Here is an 18,697-nt window from a genome sequence, read left to right as displayed (position 1 = left end):
GAGAAAACATGATTTATACTACTGGCACTATCGCCATCAGCGGAAACACCCTTACAGGTACCGGCACAAACTTCACTGCTGCTGGATCTCTTATTCGTAACGGATGTACCGTTATTGCAATGACCAGCCCTGTGCAGGTATTTCAGATTACCACCATTGGCAGCGCAACAAGTCTCACCGTAACGCCAGCGGCTAACCCAGCAGTTCCCGCCGGAACCCGATTTGCCATTCTTCTGAGTGACAGTCTGAGCGTGGATGGTCTGGCGCAGGATATCGCTGAAACCTTCACGATGTACCAGCGCTACATGAGCGGGTTCGCTGATGTAATGAACGGGACATCTGATGTCACCATCACTATCAATGGCACTGCCGTTACCGTACCGGGTCAAAAATCGCTGGCGAAGAAAGGGGCAAACAGCGACATTACCAGCCTGAGCGGATTAACAACTGCTCTCAGCATCGCTCAGGGCGGTACTGGAGCGAAAACAGCTAATGAAGCGCTAACAGCACTTGGTGCTCTTGGTACTGGCGGTGGTACGTTAACGAATTCCCTGAATATCGCCGGTATCGCTGGTAACCCTTACGCTTTCACCGTTGAAGGACTTTCAACTGTTGGTAGTGTATGGGCTCATACAGTGATGGTTAACGGTACTCCTCGCTTCAGGGCAGGTGTTGCAGGCATTGGTGGTGCCGTCTCTTACCAAATCGCAGGAAGAAATAATGGCACCGATGCATTCTCAACAATGCTGTCCGTGAAGCCAGGCTCAGTTGTTTACACTTCTGAAAATACCACTAAAGCCTCCGATGGCACGCTGAAAGCAGCTTCGCCGGTGGCCAGAATCGTGAAATCCCAGAACGAGAATCAGCGCACAGATATTGATGAAAATGATTTTATCTGGTGCGGATGCGGTACGGCTAATGCTGAGGCGGAGGGAATCAAAATTTCCCGGCTAGATGTAGGTATCTATTTGCTGACTGGTTCGGCAGGCCTGGCATCAGAAGGCTGGCAGCTGCTGCCGCCAATGGACCCAGGTGGAATGGGAGAACTGGGTGTAGTTGAAGCTGAGCAAACAGAAAGCGGTGGGCTGACGATTCGGCTTTTTAAGCGGAAATACATGCTGAGCGATGAAGGGGAGATCGTCAAAACAAAAGGGGCTCCTATGGATGTTCCGGCCAACAGCTGGATCGACGTTCGCCTCGATATGCCAGAGGATAGCATCTGGAAAACAAGAGCTTCCGAAGCTTCTCTTGAACTGACAGAGCAGCCTGAAGACATTCAGCCTTAAAAATTAATAGGCGAACCCAAATTGATCTGCATTCCATTTGAAACTACTGTATATAAAAACAGTAGTGAAGGGAGTGCAGATTATGCCCCGAATTTCAGATATTCAGGCCGCCTTTATTGCGACCATAGAGCTTAACCCAAAGGGCTACCGCTACCTGAGAACAGACAGCTTTATAGAAAAGTTGCGTGGTTTTAACTGGCACTTCACCCGAGCCGACGCCAATGCATGGATAGAGCGCAATCAGCCAGGCTTCGCTGACAAGACGACAGACGGTAGTGATAACCGGTACTGGATCCTGAGAAACATGGGGAGGGTCCTCTGATGGGATTTGCATCACCTGCTACCGATTACGTCGAACGCCAACTTTCTCCATCCGTTCTGTGCAACATAGGGGCCGAAAGCAGGGTGCTTGAAACAGATGTTGGGTTTGCAGTCATTGAGCCAGCCACGAAAAAAAGGCCAGGAGATGTATTGTTAATTTTGTGCGACGGCCACACGCAGTTTGCAAAACTGATGGGCAAGGCGCTAATTACGGATGATGGTGAAGCGATTGAGGGATCAGCGCTTGAAGAAGTGGAAGTGCTGGGTAGGGTGACGTTCTTCATCAATCATGCGAGGGATGACGACGACAATCCGGTGATGTGATGTTTGCCCTGGTTGATGTGAACTCATTTTATGCCAGCTGCGAGACGGTGTTCAGACCCGATCTGCGCGGGCGGCCGGTTGTCGTTCTGTCGAATAATGACGGGTGCGTAATAGCACGTAGCGCCGAGGCAAAGGCAGCCGGGATAGCGATGGGTGAGCCGTTCTTCAAGCAGAAGGAGTTGTTTCGGCGAGCTGGGGTTGTTTGCTTCAGCAGCAACTACGAGCTGTACGCAGACATGTCCAGCCGGGTAATGACCACGCTGGAAGAAATGAGCCCGCGCGTGGAAATTTACAGCATAGACGAAGCATTCTGCGATCTGACTGGCGTAAGAAACTGCCGGGACCTGACTGAATTTGGGAAAGAGATCCGCGCGACTATTTTACAGCGGACGCATCTTACAGTCGGCGTCGGCATAGCGCAGACCAAGACGCTGGCTAAGCTGGCTAACCATGCTGCGAAAAAATGGCAGCGGCAGACGGGAGGCGTGGTCGATCTCTCAAACGTCGACCGGCAGCGCAGGTTAATGGCACTGATGCCGGTAGAGGATGTCTGGGGCGTTGGCCGGCGCATCAGCAAGAAGCTGAACGCTATGGGCATCAAAACCGCACTGGACCTTTCAGAGCAGAGCACGTGGATTATCCGTAAACACTTTAACGTAGTACTCGAGCGAACGGTCCGAGAGCTGCGCGGCGAGCCATGTCTGGATCTGGAGGAGTTCGCGCCGGTAAAGCAGGAAATTGTATGCAGCCGATCGTTTGGCGAACGCATTACAGACTATGAGCAGATGAGGCAGGCTATTTGCAGCTATGCGGCCCGTGGTGCTGAGAAGCTACGTGGTGAGCATCAGTACTGCCGTTTTATCTCCGCTTTTGTCAAGACATCACCTTTTGCCCTTAATGAGCCGTATTACGGAAACAGCGCATCGATAAGACTGCTCACGCCAACTCAGGACAGCAGAGACATCATCAACGCCGCGGTAAAGTGTCTGGACAAAATATGGAAGGACGGTCACCGGTACCAGAAAGCGGGCGTCATGCTGGGTGACTTCTTCAGCCAGGGCGTGGCCCAGCTCAATCTGTTCGACGATAGTGCGCCTCGAGCTGGTAGCGAGAAGTTAATGGAGGTGCTGGATCACCTGAATGCAAAGGACGGAAAGGGCACGCTCTATTTTGCCGGGCAGGGAATACAGCAGCAGTGGCAAATGAAGCGAGAAATGCTGTCGCCTCGATATACCACGAGATATTCAGATTTGCTTAGAGTCCGATAAATTTTCTTGATGTCTTGGTCCGCTTTATTCCAGAAGGGGACGAAGAATTGCTATTGCAAAAAAATTAGTAGTTGAAAAGATGGCAGAATGAAGGAAGAATGTGCCAATATTGCTGAGGTTTAAAGGGATTTAGGGGCAAGATATGGGATTGTCTAATACAGTACAGAAAATCGTTATATCAACCATTGCGTTCAGCCTGGTCGCGGGATGTGCGCCGTTGCATCCTTCTGACTGCCATAAGACCACAGCTACGGGTAATTGCAGTTCAGGACGCTGGGATGATCAGGATGAATGGGGTAAGCAAGCTCGGGCAATCAGGGCGGCAATAAATGACAAACTTGATGAGCCTCAGAAATGGAAGGGAAAAAAATGCAGGTTGCATATTGAATTTGCTCAGGATGGCACGGCTTTAAAAATATCAACCAGCAATGGTAATAAAGCCTATTGCGAAGCGATTGAATCAGCAGCCCATAAAGCTAAATTCCCGGCCTTCAACAATCCGGAAGTCTACAGAGATTTTCAAAAATCCGGCTTTAATATGGGCGGATAGCAAGGCGATGCCTATCTAAATGTTCACTTCTCGCTCATTTAGAACGCGCCTGGTTTCTTTAACTTTTTATTGTGCTGCCTCGATTAGTTCCTGCCCCTGGTTCTTAACATTCCCCACGGCACGCGTAACGGCGTGCCAGATAAACTTGTCGGCGGGAACTGTTCCGTCGGCAATTATCTCCTCGGCTTCCTTCCCGCCAACATCCTGACGCATCCACTCCCGGGCGGCTTCTGGTGACAAAACAAGAGGACTGCGGTCGTGAATGTCCACCAGACCTTTGTCAGCAGCAGATGTCACGATCAGAAAGCCCTCAGCTTCATCGCCGCGTTCAAAAGGTGTGCTGCCGATCGCCGCCATGAATATTGGATGCCCGTCGGCCCGGTGAATGAAGTAGGGTTGTTTCTTGTCGCCTTCCTTCTTCCATTCGAACCATCCATCCGCAAAACAGATCGCCCGGCCATGCTGCCACAGAGGTTTAAACATTCTGCTGGTGGCCGCGGTTTCGACGCGCGCGTTTATCAGGGGTGCTTTATCCCACCACCCGAGCGCGTAGCCCCAGAACACCGGATCGAGATGTAACTGCTCATCGCGTTCGCTCAGCAGCAGCACTTTGGTACCGGGCGCCACGTTGTACCGGCTAATAGGTTCCGGGTCATATGCAATGTCGCGATCGCCTTCATCGGCAAGGTAGGCCAGATATTCTTCACGGGTTTGTGCTTGTGCAAAACGTCCACACATAGAAACCTCCAGTCGGATGTCAGACTGAAAGTATAGGGCAGGGAGAAAAAGTAGCGCGCGCTAGTTAAGTCTTACAATCGGATCGGTGGGGATTATGCTGATGGTATGGGAAGGCGTAAAGCAGCGTGTTACGAAACTGGAAGGAGCTACGCAAAGTTGGGGAGATTTCGAATCGAAGCGATCCCGAAGTTCACTCGTCGCCCACACGAAAAAGATGGCAACGGTTTGATCTTGAATGGATGTATTGGTAAGCATTGAAACCCGTTAAAAACGGGTTTCTGATATGTAAGTGTTTGAATAAATTCAAAAAAGACTGGTTGAAGCGGAAACAGGAATCGTATTCGGTCTCTTTTTATCCGCATGAAAATAAACGATAAAATCCGGTTTTCGTCTCAGCAGAAGGTTCACTTCCTGTGCGCCTGCCTCAAACATACCACAACCCGGCAGGCGTAAGTCCAGTCCTTTTTGGCTGTTTTGTTAAATTTTTGTTTGTATTTTGCCTGAGACGACTGCGGGATCAATGCGCGCCTGTACGGAAGCCGCAATATCATCAAGTAACGCAAAGCGGCGACGGTATTCGGCGCGTTTTTTGCTGGCAATCTCCTCCAGTGCTTTACGCTCCATCTGGAGCGGCAACTGCCAGCAGAAGGGGGAGAGTTTCTTTCCGTTCAGGCCTTCCCAGAACTCGTCGTAGCTGGCGTGAAAATGACGGCCTTTGCTCAGACGGTAGCGCAGCGCGCGGAAAACATGGCCTTCATCGCTGACGGCAAAAATCGCGCTGATGTTCGAGCGTGAGGCAAGCTGGAAGATCACCTCCATCAGCACGCGTTTCGGGAAAAGACCATGGCAGGCACGGGTAGCCTGTTTGATCACCTCCCGTGAAACATGACGACGTGGACCCTGAAGGCCGCCGATCACCAGCACCGTACGGCCGTTACTGCGTGCGACACAGAACGTCAGGCTGGCAAGCAGCGTATTGTCATTGTCGTGCAGCCAAAGCGTGCTTTCGCCTTCGCGTTCGGCCTTACCTGCGGACGAGGCGTGGACGGTATAGATTTCGCCGTTTTTTGCCTCGAACCGGACAACCGGCACCTCTTGCGGGCTGGTCAGCGCGTGGGCGAGGGCGATGTTTTTCAGACTATCAATCCACTGATAGTGGCTGACGATAGCATCGGCCCGGTCATTTGAGTTCAGGCCGCGCATCAGATACTGGCGGTGAGTTTTGCTCGGCAAGGTAATTTGAGAGGTGAGTAGCCTGTCGAAATCATCGCGCCCGGACAGGGCCTCCAGCATGCGATGGGTGGAGGACCAGAATAAAAGCGAGCGCAGAAGGAACTTTAACCGGTAATCACGTTTGTGCCAGATTGGGCCGGGAACGCGTTTTCCTCTCACCAGTTCAGAAATAATATTTGTGCGATGCGGATAAAAAACATCGTTTTGCAGGTGTATGTTTGACACGTGAAAATCCCTCTTTTTATTCCGCTCTATTTTAAAGGCCAGGGAATAAGGGATTAATAGCGCAGCGATCTTTATTTCCGGCTGGTTTATGGTTTGTTTGGATTCGCGAAATCCGACGCCAGTTCATGACATTTTCTGTGGCAGCTATACTTCTTACAGGAGGCGTTATGTATCAGAAAATAGAGGGAGAACACTGGCGTCATGTCTGGGTTGTCAGCGATATTCATGGTTGCTATCAGTGGCTTATGGATGAGCTGAAACGACGACATTTTAATCCTGATACGGATCTGCTGATCTCGGTGGGGGATATTATCGACCGCGGGCCTGACAGCGTAAAATGTTTACAGCTGATGCAGGAAAACTGGTTTTATGCGGTACGCGGTAATCACGAGCAAATGGCGTTAGATGCGCTTAAAAATAATGATTTTAGTCTCTGGTCGATAAATGGTGGTAACTGGTTTACCGGGCTTAAGGACGCTCAACAAAAACAGGCGAAGGGTTTACTCGACGCGTGTCGGGACTTACCGCACATTATTGAAATAACCTGCAAAAACGGTCTCAACGTGATTGCTCATGCGGATTATCCCTCCGCCGAATATGGCTGGCATAAGCCGGTGGATGCCCAGCGCGTGCTGTGGGATCGCGACCGGTTAATGGGCTTTATGGTGGGCAAAGGGCAGGGCATTAGCGGCGCGGATCACTTCTGGTTTGGACATACGCCTGTGGACAAACGCTACGATTTTAACAATCTGCACTACATTGATACGGGGGCAGTATTCGGGGGCTTTCTGACGCTGGCGCAGCTTCAGTAATAAATAACCCGCCTTCGGGCGGGTTCTCTTTGGATCAGGCAAGACGCAAGACCCAGGCATCGGTTTTACTGTCGTAATGCTCACGGTACAGAACGGAATGTTCCCCATCAAGGATTGCCGGGACGCTGGTATCTGCATCCCAGGCGTCCAGCTGCATGCACAAATCCGGATCGGATTTGCAGGGAATACTTAACGTTCGTTCGCCTTGTGATTCGCCGCGCAATTCAGCGTCGTCGATTTCAAAAGCGCCAATGCGTACGCTGGTTTTCGTCATAATGCTCTCCGGTTTGTTGCCCAAAATCTGGTATGACCAGTGCAGTCACCCATTTTTGATCCTAGACAAGGAGAGCGAAATCGCCAGTAAAAAAATGCGCTTTTTTTCAGGCGCTGCGGTTGTTACCGGTAAACAGGCGGCCATCGCGTACCAGTTCGCGCGGATAGCTGTTTTTCAGCCGCGAGCCGACTTTTTTCGCCAGCCCCAGCGGATAGCCCTGATACGTCACGATGACTTCATCCTGTGACGGGCCGTCTTCCGGGTAAACGTCACGACCGCGATACCACTCTTCCGCTTCCTGATGCGTCAGGGCAAAGGTGTTCTCACTGCCGGCCAGCGCAATGACCGCTTCGTGCTGCCAGCGATAGCCTTTGTTGTGGATCTCCGCCAGGCGAATACCGAGGCGGGAGAAACGCACCTTACCAATCAGCGGTTCGATGTTGACCGGGAACAGCCACAGCTCTTTGTCACGCATCCAGAGGCGCAGGCTCTCATCCCAGTGCAGGCCGACTTTGCTCGCAGCCGCTTGCGCCTGTGCCGCCTCACGGCCTTTGACCGGCGCGAACGGGAAGTTGCCGACCTTAAACTTAGGGGCAGGCAAGGGATCGACGGCGCGGGTTTTACGCAGACGGGCAACAAAGAAGCCTTCGCAATCGTAAATCTGCGGGAAGACATGCAGGAAGCCTTCAGGCGTGGCCGCATGGCTGGCCGAGTCGAAGAGGGTGTCCAGCGGCAGAAACTCGACGGCATCCACATAGCGTTGCTTGAGCCACAGGCAGACGTCCTCGTTTTCATCACGATTCAGCGTGCAGGTAGAGTAAACCAGCGTCCCGCCTGGGCGCAGGGCATGAAACGCGCTGTCGATCAGTTCGCGCTGCGTGGCGGCGATCTCCAGGTTGCTTTCAACGGACCAGTTTTTTAATGCATCAGGATCTTTACGCACCACGCCTTCGCCGGAGCAGGGCGCGTCGAGCAGGATGGCATCAAAGGCTTCCGGCAGGGCAGCGCCAAACACACGACCATCGAAGTGCGTTAACGCGACGTTGTGGATCCCGCAGCGGCTGATATTGGCATGCAGGACTTTAACGCGGCTGGCGGAAAATTCGTTGGCGAGGATCGCGCCGCGGTTGTTCATCCGGGCGGCAATCTGCGTGGTTTTAGAGCCCGGCGCCGCCGCGACATCCATAACCCGCTCAGGCTGGTTCCCGTCGGCAAACAGCGCAGCAACCGGCAGCATGGAGCTGGCTTCCTGAATATAAAACAGCCCGCTCAGGTGCTCGGCGGTGCTGCCGAGCGGCAGGCTCTCCTCGTCATCCCGTTCGATCCAGAAACCCTCTTCACACCACGGCACTGGCGTTAATTGCCAGCCGTAGGGGGAGACGAGATCCAGAAACGCCCCGACGCTGATTTTCAGCGTATTGACGCGAATACTCCGGCGCAAAGGGCGCTGGCATGCGGCGACGAAATCGTCGAAAGAGAGATGAGCTGGAAGCGCCTCGCGCATCTGTGCGAGGAATTGTTCGGGAAGAAATACGGAGTTTTGAGCCACGGGCACACCACAGGGAAACATTCAGGTGCGCAGTGTAACATAAAGGCTCCGGCGCGTTGACACCGGAGCCTGCGAGATTAACGCGGCAGCGCCGTTCCCCATTCGCGCCACTCTTTCGGTTCACTTTCCAGCAGCAGGAAGTGTTTACCTGCCTGCGCCTTAGGCGCCAGAGGCGTGCCAGGCGGCGTCGCGAAGGCAATGCCGCCGCGAATGAACTGGTTAAAGGTCCCCGTTTTGACCACGCCACCGGTCAGGCCGAAGTCCAGCGAGTAGCCTGAAGCGAGCCAGAACACCGAGTTGTTGCGAACCAGATGCTGATAACGCTGGCTGATGCGCAGGCCGACCATCACGCGATCGGACAGATTACCCAGCGTCAGGCTTGTTACTGTCCCTACTTCAATGCCGCGGAACAAGACCGGCGTACCGATGCCCAGCGAACCGGCTTCCGGAACTTCAACCACAATGCTCAGACCGTCCAGATAACGGGAGTCGGTGATGGTGGCCTCCTGCAACTCAAATTCACGACGCACGTTGCCACGACCCGGTTCAACGTTTATGTACGGCTGAAGTATGGTGTCGAGATGCTCAACCCCTGCGGCAGAAATTTGCGGCGTAACCACCGAGAAGCGCGAGCCTGCCCGGGCGAACGTCTGCACATATTCCGGATAAAGCACGGCGGTCGCCTGAACTTCGTTGCGCGCGGTGATCAGCGTCAGCTTCTGGACCTGCCCGATATCAATGCCGAGATAGCGGATGGGCATGCCTTCAGCCAGTTTACCGGCATCAAAGGTGTGCAGGGTAATCTGCCCCCCGACCGCGCGCGCCGCGGTTTCGGACGGGAAGAGGATCCGCTTGTCACCTTTACGCATGTTGCCGCCCGCGCCGCTCAGGTTATCGAAGCTGATCGCACCGCGCAGGGCACGGGAGAGGGGAGACGCCTGTACGGTCAGCCCGCTGCCGTTGAGCTGCACTTTCGCGCCGCCTTCAGCCCAGAACACGCTGTTTGGCGTGAGCAGCTTGCGGTACTCCGGCTTGATATGCAGTTCGATATCAAACGCGTCCGCACGAGGACGAACGGTGATCACTTCCCCGACTTCAAACTTACGATAAAGCACGACGGAGCCTGCCTGGACGTCCGGCAGCGTTTCAGCGCTTAAGGTCAGCGTGGTGGTCGGCAGGTCGCCAAGGCTGTTTTCAATGGCTTTGTCCAGATTGGCGAACAGCGGATAACTCTCGCGCAGCGCACCTTTGCTGCCCGGCAGAATGCGGATCCCGCCGTTAACCCACTCGCTGGCGCTGGCGCCGAGGAACTCAACGCCGTCCAGACCCACCTTCACGTCGACCCGGCTGTTAACCACAAATTTACTGTCGCCGTGAACCAGATTGCTGTACTGCGGATCGATGGCGGCGGAGAAGGAGACCCCTTTTTCTGTCAGCTTACGTTCGAGGACCTGGCCCACCTGCACACCGTGCAGGATCAGCGGTTGCCCGGCTTCGATACCGTAGCTTTCCGGCGCATTCAGCGTAACCGTCAACACGCCCGGTTTTTGCAGCAGGGCTTTATCCGCCGGGGCGATAACAAAGTTTTTGTTCGGCGCGCCTTCACCGGGGATCAGCTCAAAGGTGCTTCCCGTCAGCAGGGAACTGATGCTGGCGTCGCTGAGGGAGAGCTTCGGATTACGCAGTTCAATGCGCGTTTTTTCCCGCAGGAGATCCACCACGCTCGGATCCACCGTCATTTCGCCGGTAACGGAGCCGCCCGCATTGAGGGTTAATTTTGTCAGTTGCCCGACCTCTAAACCCTGGTACATCAACGGGGTCGAACCGGCTTTCAGGCCTTTGGCATCCGGCAGGGTCAGCTTGACGATGACACCGCGCTGGCTGTGCGCCAGGTCGGCGTACAGGCCAAAGGTATCTTCTGCGGCGGCAGGGCTGGAGTCAGCAGGTGAGTCGAAGGCGATAGCGCCATTCACCAGCGCCGCCAGGCTCTCAAGCTTCACTTTCGCACCGCTTAAGCTCAGGTCGGCATCGACGCCGGAGACGTTCCAGAAGCGGCTGCCTTTTTTCACCAGGTTGGTAAAACGGCGCTCGATGAGTACATCAATGGTCACGCCATCTTTGTTCGGGTTAATGGCGTAGTCGTAAACGCGACCAACCGGAATTTTGCGGAAATAGACCAGAGAACCACTGTTCAGCGAGCCCAAATCCGGCGCGCGGAGGTGGATCATCAAATCGCCGTTATTCAGCCGATATTTCGGCTGGGTATCCAGCGCAACAAAGTGATCCTGTGGCTCGCCTTTGCCGGGCATCATGCCGATATAGTTACCGCCCACAAGCGCATCCAGCCCGGAAACGCCGGCCAGGGAGGCTTTAGGCGTGACCAGCCAGAACTGCGTTTCGGCGCGCAGGGCATCCTGCATATCAGACTTAATGCTCGCCCGGACCTGAATTTTGTTCAGCCCTTTGCCGAGGGAAATATCCTGCACGGTACCCACTTCCACCCCTTGGAAGCGAACGGGGGTACGTCCGGCGACAATGCCGTCCGCAGACTGGAAATCAATCGTGATGGTACTTCCGCGATCTTCATAGCTCGTCCAGATAAGCCAGCCTGCGATCATCAGCGCGATGACAGGTAGCAACCAGAATGGCGAAATGCGGCGTTTTGTTTTAATTCTCGCTTCAGTCGGCGAAGCGGGCGTTTCCTGACTCATGTGCGTCCCAAAGTAAGCGGCTGTCCAGCCATTCCACTGCAAGAATAGTCAATATCACCGCAGAGCCGAAATAAAAAGCTGCGGGTCCCATGGTAAAAGCAAGTAACTGATCGCGATTGATGAGCGACATCATCAGCGAAATCACGAACAGATCCAACATCGACCAGCGACCAATCCAGGTCACGAATCGCAGAAGCAGGATGCGGGTGCGTAGTCCTTGTTCGCATTTAAAGTGAATGCTGATAAGCAGCGTAAACATCACCACCACTTTGGTAAAGGGCACCAGAATACTGGCGATGAAAACAATGGCGGCGACCCCCACGTTACTGTGCGCCAGAGAGATAATCCCTGAAAGGATAGTATCTTCCTGACGGGCGCCGTTCACATAAATTACGGAGATCGGCAGCATGTTGGCCGGGAACAAAAATACCAGGGAGGCGATAAGCGCCGCCCAGCATTTTTGCAGGCTGTTGTTGCGTCGCAATCTTAACGGAATGTGGCAGCGCGGACATCTCCCGCGTTTATCCGGAAAACCGGTGTAATGGCACCCCAGGCAGACGCGCAGGTTGTCATCAGGCCGGGTCGCGGGACGCTGCGGGTAAAATCGCTCCCAAAGCTGTTCAACATTGAGATGAATCAGGGTCAGAATACTCAGCAGGACCAGTGAAATAAACGCAAAAAGGCCAATGCCAGGTTGTAAAAATGCATAATCCTGCACCTTGATAGACGCCACGCCGACGCCCACCAGATAGATGTCCAGCATCACCCACTCCTTGAGCTTTTCCAGCATGAGCAGGACGGGGCGCAGGTTCATCCCCAGTATGTTGCCAAACCACAGGTAGGCAATTGCCGCGACCAGCACCAACGGCGCGCCGACGACGCAGAACAGCACCATGGCGGCCGTAAGCGGATCGCCCTGGCGCGTCATCTGCCAGATCCCCTGCAACACGTTAGCGTCAATACGCACGCCAAGCAGGTAGAGCTTTAACAGCGGCTCGGTCCAGGCGAAGGGCATCAGCAGTAGCATGGTGACCGCCATTGCCGCCAGACGCGTCAATGACCAGTCCCGGCCATCGCGAATTTTGGCATCGCAGCATGGACAAAAAGCACTTTGGTGCGATTTCATCTTCGGCAACATAAAAAGCGTATCGCACTGGGGACAACGCTGATAATGTGCACGGGGCAGAGCCTGGCTTACCGTACGGACAACGATCTTTCGTGTCGGCGTAATTTGGGGTGTTTTTAGGGCCATCAGTCGCACACAGATTAGTATTGTTGAAAGTTATAATAACTCATGAACGGATTCATCTTGAGCATGAGCGCATTTAATGCTTATTTTAATAGGCTATGCGGTAACTATGTAAGATAACTAAGTGATTGAATAATGAACAAAACAGAATTCTACGCGGATCTGAATCGCGATTTTAAGGCATTAATGGCAGGGGAAACCAGTTTCTTAGCCACTCTGGCAAATACCAGTGCGTTACTGTTCGAACGCCTTTCTGACGTGAACTGGGCGGGCTTTTATCTGCTGGAAGGCGACACGCTGGTACTGGGGCCTTTCCAGGGGAAACTCGCCTGCGTGCGTATCCCGGTAGGTCGCGGCGTGTGCGGTACCGCAGTGGCGACCCGTCAGGTTCAGCGTGTCGAAGATGTTCATGCGTTTGACGGCCACATCGCCTGCGATGCCAGCAGCAATTCTGAAATCGTACTGCCGCTGGTGGTTAAAAATCAGATTATTGGCGTTCTGGATATCGACAGCACGGTCTTCAGTCGCTTTACTGCCGAGGATGAGCAGGGGCTGCGCGCGCTGGCCGCAAACCTGGAAAATGTTCTGGCAGAGACCGATTATCATAAATTCTTTGCGAGCGTCGCAGGATAATCAACGGATAACGTAGCATTTACTGATAGCGTCATTATAATGTCGCCTGTTCATGCCTGCGCTTGTTGGCAACGTCCGTTGTAATCAGGAAATTTCATGGAAAATCAACCTAAGTTGAATAGCAGTAAAGAAGTTATCGCATTTCTGGCCGAGCGTTTCCCGCAGTGCTTCAGCGCTGAAGGTGAAGCGCGTCCTCTGAAAGTCGGTATCTTTCAGGATTTGGTCGCGCGCGTTGAGGGGGAGATGAACCTCAGCAAAACGCAGCTTCGTTCTGCCTTGCGCCTTTATACCTCGAGCTGGCGTTACCTGTACGGTATCAAGCCGGGTGCGACCCGTGTCGACCTTGACGGCAACCCGTGCGGTGAGCTGGACGAGCAGCACGTAGAACATGCGCGTAAGCAGCTTGAAGAAGCCAAAGCTCGCGTGCAGGCACAGCGTGCGGAACAGCAGGCGAAAAAACGCGAAGCCGCAGCGGCAAACGGTCAGGAAGACGCCCCTCGTCGCGAGCGTAAACCGCGCCCGGCACCGCGTCGTACTGAAAATAACGATCGCAAACCGCGTGCTGACAAACCAGCAGCTAAAGCCCCACGTGCGCCGCGCGAAGAGCCGCGCCACACCCCGGTTTCTGACATCAATGCGCTGAGCGTAGGTCAGTCTCTGAAGGTGAAAGCGGGTAACAACGCGATGGACGCCACCGTACTGGAAATCACCAAAGATGGCGTTCGTGTACAGCTGACTTCTGGTATGTCAATGATTGTACGCGCAGAACACTTGTTGTTCTGAAACGGAGGCCGAGCCTGGCATGAACACTTTTTTTAAGCTCACCGCGCTGGCTGGCCTGTTTGCTATAACAGGCCACGCTTTCGCTGTGGACGATATTACGCGTGTTGATCAAATTCCGGTTCTCAAGGAAGAGACTCAGCACGCGACGGTGAGTGAGCGCGTGACGTCGCGCTTTACTCGTTCGCACTATCGTCAGTTCGATCTCGATCAGGCCTTTTCGGCCAAAATCTTTGACCGTTATCTGAACTTGCTGGATTACAGCCATAACGTACTGCTGGCCAGCGATGTCGAACAGTTCGCTAAACGCAAATCCGAAGTGGGTGATGAGCTGCGCTCCGGAAAACTCGATCTGTTCTACGATCTGTACAACTTATCGCAAAAGCGCCGTTTTGAGCGTTATCAATACGCGCTGAAAGTGCTGGAACGTCCTATGGACTTCACCGGCAACGACACCTTTAATCTGGACCGCAGCAAAGCGCCATGGCCGAAAGACGAGGCTGAACTGAATGCGCTGTGGGATGGAAAAGTCAAATATGACGAACTGAGCCTCAAGCTCACAGGCAAAGACGAGAAAGAGATCCGTGAGACGTTAAACCGACGCTACAAGTTCGCTATTCGCCGTCTGGCGCAGACCAACAGTGAAGATGTTTTCTCGCTGGCGATGACCGCGTTTGCGCACGAAATTGATCCGCACACTAATTATCTCTCTCCACGTAACACCGAACAGTTCAATACCGAAATGAGCCTGTCTCTGGAAGGTATCGGTGCTGTGCTTCAGATGGACGATGACTACACCGTAATCAACTCCATGGTGGCCGGTGGCCCTGCATCGAAAAGCAAAGCGATCAGCGTAGGCGACCGTATTGTCGGTGTGGGCCAAACCGGAAAGAGCATGGTGGACGTGATTGGCTGGCGTCTTGATGACGTAGTTGCGCTGATCAAAGGGCCGAAGGGCAGCAAAGTTCGCCTGGAGATCCTGCCAGCCGGTAAGGGCACCAAAACCCGTATCGTTACTCTGACCCGTGAGCGTATCCGTCTGGAAGATCGCGCGGTGAAAATGTCGGTGAAAACCGTGGGTAAAGAGAAGGTTGGCGTTCTGGATATCCCTGGTTTCTACGTCGGCCTGACCGATGATGTGAAAGTGCAGCTTCAGAAGCTTGAAAAGCAGAATGTCAGCAGCGTGATCATTGACCTGCGCAGCAACGGCGGCGGGGCATTGACCGAGGCCGTCTCGCTTTCCGGGCTGTTTATCCCGTCTGGCCCGGTGGTACAGGTGCGCGATAACAACGGTAAAGTGCGTGAAGATGCGGATACCGATGGTGTGGTCTACTATAAGGGGCCGCTGGTGGTGCTTGTCGATCGCTTCAGCGCCTCTGCATCGGAAATCTTCGCTGCTGCCATGCAGGATTACGGCCGGGCGTTAATCGTCGGCGAACCGACGTTTGGCAAGGGCACCGTTCAGCAGTACCGCTCTCTGAGCCGTATTTACGACCAGATGCTGCGCCCTGAATGGCCGGCGCTGGGCTCAGTACAGTACACCATTCAGAAGTTCTACCGCGTCAACGGCGGCAGCACGCAGCGCAAAGGCGTGACGCCGGATATTATGATGCCGACAGGTACCGAAGAGACGGAAACGGGCGAGAAGTTTGAAGATAACGCGCTGCCGTGGGATCGCATTGATGCCGCGACATTCGTGAAATCGGGTGATATGAAACAGTTCGGACCGGAACTGCTGAAAAATCACAACGATCGCATCGGGAAGGATCCGGAATTCCAGTACATCATGAAGGACATCGCGCGTTTCAACGCCCTGAAAGCAAAACGGAACATTGTGTCTCTGAACTACGCTCAGCGTGAGAAAGAGAACAATGAAGATGACGCGACACGTCTGGCGCGTATCAACGATCGCTTCAAACGTGAAGGTAAGCCTCTGCTCAAAAAACTGGACGATCTGCCTAAGGATTACCAGGAGCCCGATCCGTATCTGGACGAGACGGTGCATATCGCGCTTGATCTCGCGAAGCTGGAAAAAGAGAAACCTGCTGTGCAACCTGCTCCGACAAAATAATCCCCCAACAGGCACAAGAAATTGTGCCTGTTTCTTTTTGTTCCTCATCCTTCCGTCAGGCAGATTTCCAATTGTGTAAAGTTGTGTCTTTCTGGTGACTTACGCCGTCTGGATGCTTGAAAATAGCCGTAATACCCATACGATGTGGGTAATCGCATAGTGCGTTTTGTTAAACTGAGGTTAAAAGAATATTATGATGCGAATCGCGCTCTTCCTGCTCACCAACCTGGCGGTGATGGTGGTATTCGGGCTGGTGCTAAGCCTGACGGGAATTCAGTCGAGCAGCGTTCAGGGTCTGTTGATTATGGCGCTGCTGTTTGGTTTCGGTGGCTCTTTCATTTCACTGCTAATGTCGAAGTGGATGGCACTGAAATCCGTGGGCGGTGAAGTTATTGAGCAACCGCGTAACGATATGGAGCAGTGGCTGATGAGCACGGTTGCTCAGCAGTCAAAGCAGGCGGGCATTGCCATGCCGCAGGTAGCCATCTACCACGCGCCGGATATCAACGCGTTTGCTACCGGTGCGCGTCGTGACGCGTCCCTGGTGGCCGTCAGCACCGGTCTGCTGCAAAACATGAGCCGTGACGAAGCGGAAGCGGTTATTGCTCACGAGATCAGCCACATCGCCAACGGCGATATGGTCACCATGACCCTGATCCAGGGCGTGGTGAACACCTTCGTTATCTTTATTTCCCGTATTCTGGCGCAGATTGCTGCCGGGTTTATGGGTGGCAACCGTGATGAGGGTGAAGAGAGCAACGGCAACCCGCTGATCTATTTTGCTGTTTCAATGGTGCTGGAGCTGGTGTTCGGTATCCTGGCAAGCATTATTACCATGTGGTTCTCCCGTCATCGTGAGTTCCATGCGGATGCCGGTTCCGCGAAACTGGTGGGTCGTGAAAAGATGATTGCTGCGCTGCAACGTCTTAAAACCAGCTACGAGCCGCAGGAAGCAAACAGCATGATGGCCTTCTGCATCAACGGCAAGTCAAAGTCGCTGAGCGAGCTGTTTATGTCTCACCCGCCGCTGGATAAACGTATTGAAGCGCTGCGTAGCGGCGAATATCTGAAGTAACGTAATCGGGTTGAAAACAACCGGGCAGGAGTCCTTCTCCGCCCGGTTTTTTTATGCCTGCGCCTTTGGCTGGGTGACACGAAGACCGCTAATGACAGCCGCGAGGGTCGCCAGTGTCCCTGCGGTAATCAGCGCAACGTGTGTCGCATTCTGCCCGGCCAGGTTAAACATCAAGGCTACCAGTGCGGCCCCGGTGCTTTGCCCTAACAGTCTTGCCGTGCCCAGCATCCCGCTGGCGCCACCGCTGCGATGACGTGGGGCAGAGGTGATAATCGTGTGGTTATTAGGGGACTGGAACAGACCAAAACCGGCCCCGCACAGGATCATGCGCCAGATAATATCCAGATCCCCTGGCGAGGCGGGCAGGAGCGCCAGTGCAAACAGTCCCACCGCCATGACAACCAGCCCAATCGCCCCCAGAAGCCCGGCATGAACGCGCTCAATAAGGTAACCGGCCAGCGGGGCCATCACCATGGTTGCCAGAGGCCAGGGCGTGAGCAGCAAGCCTGTTTCCACTTCCGAACGGCCAATCACGCTCTGCAAAAAGAACGGCAGCGCAACCAGCGCCAGCATCTGGGCGCAGAACGAGCAAATGGAGGTACAAATGGATAGCGAAAACAGCGGAATACGCAGCAAATCCACCGGCAGTAACGGCACGGGCAGCGCCAGCTGACGTCGTACGAAGAAAAATCCGATGATAAGCATGGCAACGATTTCTGCGGCAATGAGCGACAGAGACTGCCCCTGCGCAAATCCGCTCAGCGCGGTAATCAGCAGGCCAAAGGTCAGCGCGTTCATCACGGCGCTGGGCAGGTCAAAACGCGGCATGGTGTTTTTCGGACCATTTTCCGGAAGATAGCGCAGGGCGAAGAAGATCGCCACAATACCCAGCGGCACATTAATGGCAAACAGCCACTGCCACGAGGCAACGGACAGAATGGCGGCGGCAATCGTCGGCCCGGCAGCGGACGACACGGCCACAATAAAGGAATTAATGCCCATGCCGCGCCCCAGGTGGCGGTGAGGATAGATAAGCCGTATGAGGGCCGTGTTCACGCTCATTAGCGCCGCGCCGCCAAAGCCCTGCGCGATACGCGCCAGGGTGAGGGTGTGCAGTGAATCGGAAAGGGCACAGAAGAGCGAGGTGAGGGTAAAGACCACCAGCCCGCACTGGTAAACCCGGCGATAGCCAAACATATCGCCCAGGAAAGAGAGTGACAGGAGGGAAATCACAATTGCTATCTGGTACGCGTTCACAATCCAGATAGAGCTTGCGGGAGAAGCATTAAGGTCTTTTGCAATGGTAGGAAGAGCAACGTTGGCAATCGCACCGTCAAGGACAGCCATCGAAATACCGATGACAATAGTGGCAATTGCCCCGTACCGCTGCGGTAAGGGCAGGCCATCAGAAACGTTTTTTTGCATGGGAAAAGAATGACTCAGCGTGAAATTATTTTCAGAGTAACTATTTTAGCATCGTTATTTCGGTTTTATGTCGCAGATTTGTAACGAAGTAAACCCAGATAGATTGCAGCACGCATCACACGAATTTATAATAAAAACCGGTTCTGATTTTTATAAAACACTCTCCATGAGGT

At 53.9% G+C, this 18,697-nt stretch carries 17 protein-coding genes; 10 read left to right on the top strand and 7 right to left on the bottom strand.

The genetic code is table 11. The features are described from left to right. Positions 1-8: 8 nt before the first annotated feature. From ACOTXD_RS13885 to ACOTXD_RS13865, 5 genes are all read left to right on the top strand, one after another. Positions 9-1,286 (top strand): phage tail protein, encoded by a 1,278-nt coding sequence (locus ACOTXD_RS13885; protein ID WP_421766425.1) that lies wholly within the window; start codon positions 9-11, stop codon positions 1,284-1,286. An 82-nt stretch (positions 1,287-1,368) separates the two neighbouring features. Further along, positions 1,369-1,608 (top strand): hypothetical protein, encoded by a 240-nt coding sequence (locus ACOTXD_RS13880; protein WP_232969676.1) that lies wholly within the window; start codon positions 1,369-1,371, stop codon positions 1,606-1,608. Continuing rightward, complete coding sequence (locus ACOTXD_RS13875) at positions 1,608-1,931, top strand: hypothetical protein (protein WP_232969677.1); 324 nt, start codon at positions 1,608-1,610, stop codon at positions 1,929-1,931. The genes ACOTXD_RS13880 and ACOTXD_RS13875 overlap by 1 nt, the downstream gene beginning before the upstream one ends. Then, positions 1,931-3,199, top strand: coding sequence for a Y-family DNA polymerase (locus tag ACOTXD_RS13870; RefSeq protein ID WP_232969678.1), 1,269 nt, complete (start codon positions 1,931-1,933; stop codon positions 3,197-3,199). The genes ACOTXD_RS13875 and ACOTXD_RS13870 overlap by 1 nt, the downstream gene beginning before the upstream one ends. Before the next feature lie 142 nt (positions 3,200-3,341). Further along, complete coding sequence (locus ACOTXD_RS13865; protein ID WP_032666022.1) at positions 3,342-3,749, top strand: cell envelope integrity TolA C-terminal domain-containing protein; 408 nt, start codon at positions 3,342-3,344, stop codon at positions 3,747-3,749. A gap of 66 nt (positions 3,750-3,815) precedes the next feature. Here the strand turns inward: ACOTXD_RS13865 and ACOTXD_RS13860 are convergent, their stop codons facing one another. Both ACOTXD_RS13860 and ACOTXD_RS13855 read right to left on the bottom strand, forming a co-directional pair. Beyond that, positions 3,816-4,487 carry an SOS response-associated peptidase gene (locus ACOTXD_RS13860; protein ID WP_063158899.1) on the bottom strand — a complete coding sequence of 224 codons (672 nt, stop codon included), beginning with the start codon at positions 4,485-4,487 and terminating at the stop codon, positions 3,816-3,818. Between the two features lie 477 nt (positions 4,488-4,964). Then, positions 4,965-5,945: a VirK/YbjX family protein gene (locus tag ACOTXD_RS13855; protein ID WP_003859879.1), complete on the bottom strand. Its 981-nt coding sequence runs from the start codon at positions 5,943-5,945 to the stop codon at positions 4,965-4,967. A gap of 167 nt (positions 5,946-6,112) precedes the next feature. On the opposite strand from ACOTXD_RS13855, the gene pphA reads away from it, so the two are divergent. After that, positions 6,113-6,757 (top strand): protein-serine/threonine phosphatase, encoded by a 645-nt coding sequence (gene pphA, locus ACOTXD_RS13850; protein ID WP_023314334.1) that lies wholly within the window; start codon positions 6,113-6,115, stop codon positions 6,755-6,757. A 34-nt stretch (positions 6,758-6,791) separates the two neighbouring features. Here pphA and ACOTXD_RS13845 read toward each other — a convergent pair whose 3' ends face one another. The 4 genes from ACOTXD_RS13845 to yebS form a co-directional block, all read right to left on the bottom strand. Beyond that, entirely contained in the window at positions 6,792-7,031 is a 240-nt protein-coding gene (locus ACOTXD_RS13845; RefSeq protein WP_003859885.1) for a YebV family protein, read from the bottom strand. 106 nt (positions 7,032-7,137) lie between these two features. Then, entirely contained in the window at positions 7,138-8,601 is a 1,464-nt protein-coding gene (gene rsmF / locus ACOTXD_RS13840) for a 16S rRNA (cytosine(1407)-C(5))-methyltransferase RsmF (protein WP_023314333.1), read from the bottom strand. A gap of 56 nt (positions 8,602-8,657) precedes the next feature. Continuing rightward, the gene (locus ACOTXD_RS13835) at positions 8,658-11,291 is read right to left on the bottom strand and encodes a PqiB family protein (RefSeq protein WP_023314332.1); all 2,634 of its coding nucleotides are present in this window, start codon (positions 11,289-11,291) and stop codon (positions 8,658-8,660) included. Beyond that, positions 11,260-12,543: a membrane integrity lipid transport subunit YebS gene (gene yebS / locus ACOTXD_RS13830; protein ID WP_003859890.1), complete on the bottom strand. Its 1,284-nt coding sequence runs from the start codon at positions 12,541-12,543 to the stop codon at positions 11,260-11,262. The genes ACOTXD_RS13835 and yebS overlap by 32 nt, the downstream gene beginning before the upstream one ends. 132 nt (positions 12,544-12,675) lie before the next feature. On the opposite strand from yebS, the gene ACOTXD_RS13825 reads away from it, so the two are divergent. From ACOTXD_RS13825 to htpX, 4 genes are all read left to right on the top strand, one after another. Beyond that, a complete protein-coding gene (locus ACOTXD_RS13825; RefSeq protein ID WP_006811006.1) occupies positions 12,676-13,173 on the top strand; it encodes a GAF domain-containing protein in 498 nt (165 codons plus the stop codon). 96 nt (positions 13,174-13,269) lie between these two features. Continuing rightward, positions 13,270-13,956, top strand: coding sequence for an RNA chaperone ProQ (proQ, locus tag ACOTXD_RS13820; RefSeq protein WP_003859895.1), 687 nt, complete (start codon positions 13,270-13,272; stop codon positions 13,954-13,956). A 19-nt stretch (positions 13,957-13,975) separates the two neighbouring features. Beyond that, positions 13,976-16,024 (top strand): carboxy terminal-processing peptidase, encoded by a 2,049-nt coding sequence (prc, locus tag ACOTXD_RS13815; protein WP_061856486.1) that lies wholly within the window; start codon positions 13,976-13,978, stop codon positions 16,022-16,024. 193 nt (positions 16,025-16,217) lie between these two features. Further along, positions 16,218-17,099: a protease HtpX gene (htpX, locus tag ACOTXD_RS13810; protein WP_003859899.1), complete on the top strand. Its 882-nt coding sequence runs from the start codon at positions 16,218-16,220 to the stop codon at positions 17,097-17,099. 51 nt (positions 17,100-17,150) lie between these two features. On the opposite strand, the gene ACOTXD_RS13805 is transcribed toward htpX, so the two are convergent. After that, entirely contained in the window at positions 17,151-18,524 is a 1,374-nt protein-coding gene (locus ACOTXD_RS13805; RefSeq protein ID WP_023314330.1) for an MFS transporter, read from the bottom strand. Positions 18,525-18,697: the final 173 nt, after the last annotated feature.

It is taken from the genome of Enterobacter cloacae complex sp. CDL013 (assembly GCF_049238805.1).
GTDB lineage: Bacteria > Pseudomonadota > Gammaproteobacteria > Enterobacterales > Enterobacteriaceae > Enterobacter > Enterobacter hormaechei_C.
The sequence above is the reverse complement of the archived record's forward strand: the minus strand, read 5'-3'. Positions and strand labels throughout refer to the sequence as shown.

Bases quoted from the DNA above. Each gene is read 5' to 3' on its own strand.
- ACOTXD_RS13885 (WP_421766425.1), top strand. From the start codon at position 9: ATGATTTATACTACTGGCACTATCGCCATCAGCGGAAACACCCTTACA.
- ACOTXD_RS13880 (WP_232969676.1), top strand. From the start codon at position 1,369: ATGCCCCGAATTTCAGATATTCAGGCCGCCTTTATTGCGACCATAGAG.
- ACOTXD_RS13875 (WP_232969677.1), top strand. From the start codon at position 1,608: ATGGGATTTGCATCACCTGCTACCGATTACGTCGAACGCCAACTTTCT.
- ACOTXD_RS13870 (WP_232969678.1), top strand. From the start codon at position 1,931: ATGTTTGCCCTGGTTGATGTGAACTCATTTTATGCCAGCTGCGAGACG.
- ACOTXD_RS13865 (WP_032666022.1), top strand. From the start codon at position 3,342: ATGGGATTGTCTAATACAGTACAGAAAATCGTTATATCAACCATTGCG.
- ACOTXD_RS13860 (WP_063158899.1), bottom strand. From the start codon at position 4,487: ATGTGTGGACGTTTTGCACAAGCACAAACCCGTGAAGAATATCTGGCC.
- pphA (WP_023314334.1), top strand. From the start codon at position 6,113: ATGTATCAGAAAATAGAGGGAGAACACTGGCGTCATGTCTGGGTTGTC.
- ACOTXD_RS13845 (WP_003859885.1), bottom strand. From the start codon at position 7,031: ATGACGAAAACCAGCGTACGCATTGGCGCTTTTGAAATCGACGACGCT.
- rsmF (WP_023314333.1), bottom strand. From the start codon at position 8,601: ATGTTTCCCTGTGGTGTGCCCGTGGCTCAAAACTCCGTATTTCTTCCC.
- ACOTXD_RS13835 (WP_023314332.1), bottom strand. From the start codon at position 11,291: ATGAGTCAGGAAACGCCCGCTTCGCCGACTGAAGCGAGAATTAAAACA.
- yebS (WP_003859890.1), bottom strand. From the start codon at position 12,543: ATGGCCCTAAAAACACCCCAAATTACGCCGACACGAAAGATCGTTGTC.
- ACOTXD_RS13825 (WP_006811006.1), top strand. From the start codon at position 12,676: ATGAACAAAACAGAATTCTACGCGGATCTGAATCGCGATTTTAAGGCA.
- proQ (WP_003859895.1), top strand. From the start codon at position 13,270: ATGGAAAATCAACCTAAGTTGAATAGCAGTAAAGAAGTTATCGCATTT.
- prc (WP_061856486.1), top strand. From the start codon at position 13,976: ATGAACACTTTTTTTAAGCTCACCGCGCTGGCTGGCCTGTTTGCTATA.
- htpX (WP_003859899.1), top strand. From the start codon at position 16,218: ATGATGCGAATCGCGCTCTTCCTGCTCACCAACCTGGCGGTGATGGTG.
- ACOTXD_RS13805 (WP_023314330.1), bottom strand. From the start codon at position 18,524: ATGCAAAAAAACGTTTCTGATGGCCTGCCCTTACCGCAGCGGTACGGG.